The organism is Hydrogenophaga sp. (assembly GCF_035481345.1).
In the GTDB taxonomy this organism is placed as follows: Bacteria; Pseudomonadota; Gammaproteobacteria; order Burkholderiales; family Burkholderiaceae_C; genus Hydrogenophaga.
The window spans coordinates 1-3276 of sequence record NZ_DATIGV010000157.1 but is presented as its reverse complement, the minus strand read 5'-3'; the positions used below and the strand labels follow the sequence as shown (position 1 = coordinate 3276).

The 3276-nt window shown below is 69.7% G+C and carries 3 protein-coding genes; all 3 read left to right on the top strand.

Annotated features, from left to right (window positions below; translation table 11 throughout):
- The coding region (locus VLG41_RS15950; RefSeq protein ID WP_325350381.1) for a methyl-accepting chemotaxis protein at nt 1–523 on the top strand (523 nt) is incomplete at its 5' end.
- Between the two features lie 42 nt (nt 524–565).
- On the top strand, nt 566–2122 hold the full coding sequence (locus tag VLG41_RS15945) for a methyl-accepting chemotaxis protein (protein ID WP_325350380.1): 1557 nt from the start codon (nt 566–568) through the stop codon (nt 2120–2122).
- 58 nt (nt 2123–2180) lie between these two features.
- Nucleotides 2181–3276 (top strand): methyl-accepting chemotaxis protein (locus VLG41_RS15940; protein WP_325350379.1); only part of this gene is annotated, 1096 nt, incomplete at its 3' end.

Sequence of the window (3276 nt, the reverse complement as noted above, 5' to 3'; positions counted from 1 at the left end):
GGTGGTCACCACCATGGACGAGATCAATCAGAGCTCCAGGAAGATCAACGACATCATCGGCGTCATCGACGGCATCGCCTTCCAGACCAACATCCTGGCGCTCAACGCCGCGGTGGAAGCGGCCCGCGCAGGTGAACAGGGCCGGGGTTTTGCCGTGGTGGCCGGCGAGGTGCGCAACCTGGCGCAAAGAAGCGCGGAGGCGGCCAAGGAGATCAAGGGCCTGATCGGCGCCAGCGTGGAGCGCGTGGACGCGGGCTCGCGCCTGGTGGCCGATGCGGGCCAGACCATGAGCGAGATCGTGGGCTCGGTGCAGCGGGTGAGCGACATCATCGGAGAGATCACGGCGGCCTCGGGGGAGCAGAGCGAGGGCATCGGCCAAGTGAACGTGGCGGTGAACCAGCTCGACCAGATGACGCAGCAGAACGCCGCGCTGGTGGAGCAGAGCGCGGCCGCCGCGCAGAGCCTGCGCGACCAGGCCGGACGGCTGACGGAAGTGGTGCAGGTGTTCCGCCTGGCGCACTGAGGCCAGGCCATCGGCGAAGACATTCAATCAGGAGAGAACAAGATGCAAGCATTCATGCGGCAATTCACCGTGCGCCAGCGCATGATCGGCGCCATCGCCGTGGTGCTGGTCCTGCTGGGCGTCGTCGGCGGCGCCGGCCTCTGGGGCATGTGGCGGCTGTCGAACGTGGCCAACGAGTTCACCGAGCGCGCCTACCAGGAGACGGTGACGCTCTCCCAGCTCAAGGCCTCCATGGCCGCCATGACGCGCCATGAGAAGGACATGATCATCGCCTATGAGAAGCCCGACCTGGTGGTCGCGGCCAAGGCGCGCTGGAAGACCGAGGCCGACAAGACGGCCGCCACCATGGGCACGCTGCTGGCCGGCCGCGACGAAGCGCGCGACGCGCTGGTGACCCAGATGCAGGAACGCCTGAAGGGCTACATGGCCGCGATCGAGCCGGTGTCGCACCAGCTCGAGAGCGGTGGCTACGAAACGGCCACGATCGCCAACCGCATGCTGGGGCGCGCGCACGAGCAGCACAAGGGTCTGACGGAACTGCTCGATCAGGTGGAGGCCTCGCTGGGCGAGGACGTGACCGCGCTGAGCGCGCGCAGCGACAGCGCGAGCCAGCAGACGCTGTGGGTGTTCGGCATTGCACTGGCCCTGGCCGCGCTCATCGTGGTGCCCACCACGCTGGCCAACATGCGCAGCATCTGCGCGCCAGTGGACCAGGCGCGCCACCTGGCCGACGCCATCGCCGAGGGCGACCTCACGCGCACGGTGCAGGCCACGGGCCGCGACGAGATCGCCGACCTGCTGCGCGCGCTGGGTCGCATGCAGACCTCTCTCTCGCGCATCGTGGGCGATGTGCGCAACAGTTCCGACAGCATCGGCACCGCGTCGCAAGAGATCGCCTCCGGCAACCAGGACCTGAGCAGCCGCACCGAGCAGACCGCGAGCAACCTGCAGCAGACCGCGGCCAGCATGGAGCAGCTCAGCAGCACCGTGCGCCAGAGCGCCGACGCCGCGCGCCAGGCCAGCGCCATGGCCGCGGCCAACGCCGAGGTGGCCGCGCGCGGCGGCCAGGTGGTGGGCCAGGTGGTCACCACCATGCAGGAGATCCAGCACAGCAGCCAGAAGATCGGCGACATCATCGGCGTCATCGACGGCATCGCCTTCCAGACCAACATCCTGGCCCTGAACGCCGCCGTGGAAGCGGCGCGCGCGGGCGAGCAGGGCCGCGGCTTCGCGGTGGTGGCGGCCGAAGTGCGCAGCCTGGCGCAGCGCAGCGCGGAAGCGGCCAAGGAGATCAAGGGCCTGATCGGCGACAGCGTGGACAAGGTGCAGACCGGCACGCAGCTCGTGGCCCAGGCCGGCAGCACCATCGGCGAGATCGTGGACAACGCGCAGAAGATCTCGGCCTTCGTCACCGACATCACCACCGCCGCGCAGGAGCAGAGCGACGGCATCGGCCAGGTGAACACCGCCGTGGGCCAGCTCGACCAGATGACGCAGCAGAACGCGGCGCTGGTGGAGCAGAGCGCCGCTGCCGCCGAGAGCCTGCGGGAGCAGGCGGGCCGCCTGGCCACCGCCGTCCAGGTGTTCCGGGTGGGCTGATCCGCACGCGGCGCGGCGTGGCCCGCGTCCATTCACCGACAGAGAGGGAGCAAGAAGAATGAATTTCAACCAACGCCTCATCCTGGCCTTCGTGGCGCCGGCCCTGCTGTTCGTGGCGGGCCTGGCCGGCAGCATCTGGTCGCTGACGCGCACGCAGTCGCAGTTCGACCAGTACATCAACACCGAACAGGCCATCGCCAGCGGCGTGCAGGAGATGTACGCGCAGGGTCTGCAGATGGGCCAGGCGCTGCGCAACATCGTGCTCGACCCCAACAACCCGCAGGCCTACAAGAACCTGGACGGGGCGCGCGACGCCTTTGATGCCGCGCACAAAGGCACGCTGGAGGCGGCGCGTGGCACGCCCAGCGAGGCTGCGCTGGCGCCGCTGGCCGGCCTGCGCGCCGACCAGGCGAAGGCGCAGGACCAGGTGCTGGCGCTGGTGAAGACCGGCAGCGGCGTCGAGGCCGTGCAGGCGCTCAATGCCCAGGAAACGCCCGCGTGGCGCAAGCTGCGCGGGGCGCTGCTGGAACTGGGCAAGGCCTCGCGCGAGCTGTCGTCGCGCACGCACGCTTCGGTGAACGCCGAGGCCGATCGCGCGCGCTGGGTCGCGCTGGGGCTGGCGCTGCTGGCCATCGGCGTCGCCCTGGGCCTGGGTTTCATGGTGGTGCGCACCCTGCGCCAGGAACTCGGCGGTGACCCGGCGGTGGCGCGCCAGGCGGTGCGCCGCATTGCCGAGGGCGACCTGACGGGCACCATGCCCGACAGCAGCCACCCGCAAAGCCTCGTGAGCGCGCTGGCGGCGATGCAGAACGCCATGCGTGCGCTGGTGGGCCAGGTGCATCAGTCCAGCCAGGGCATCGAGGTGGCCAGCGCGGAGATCGCCAAGGGCAACCAGGACCTGAGCAGCCGCACCGAGCAGGCGGCGTCGAACCTGCAGGAGACCGCGGCGAGCATGGAGCAACTCACCGGCACGGTGCGCCAGAGCGCGGACGCCGCGCGGCAAGCCAATCAACTGGCGGCGACCGCCGCCGAGGTGGCCGCGCGCGGCGGCTCGGTGGTCTCGCAGGTGGTCACCACCATGGACGAGATCAATCAGAGCTCCAGGAAGATCAACGACATCATCGGCGTCATCGACGGCATCGCCTTCCAGACCA

Coding starts and splice junctions, on each gene's coding strand:
- VLG41_RS15945 (WP_325350380.1), top strand. CDS start 566: ATGCAAGCATTCATGCGGCAATTCACCGTGCGCCAGCGCATGATCGGC.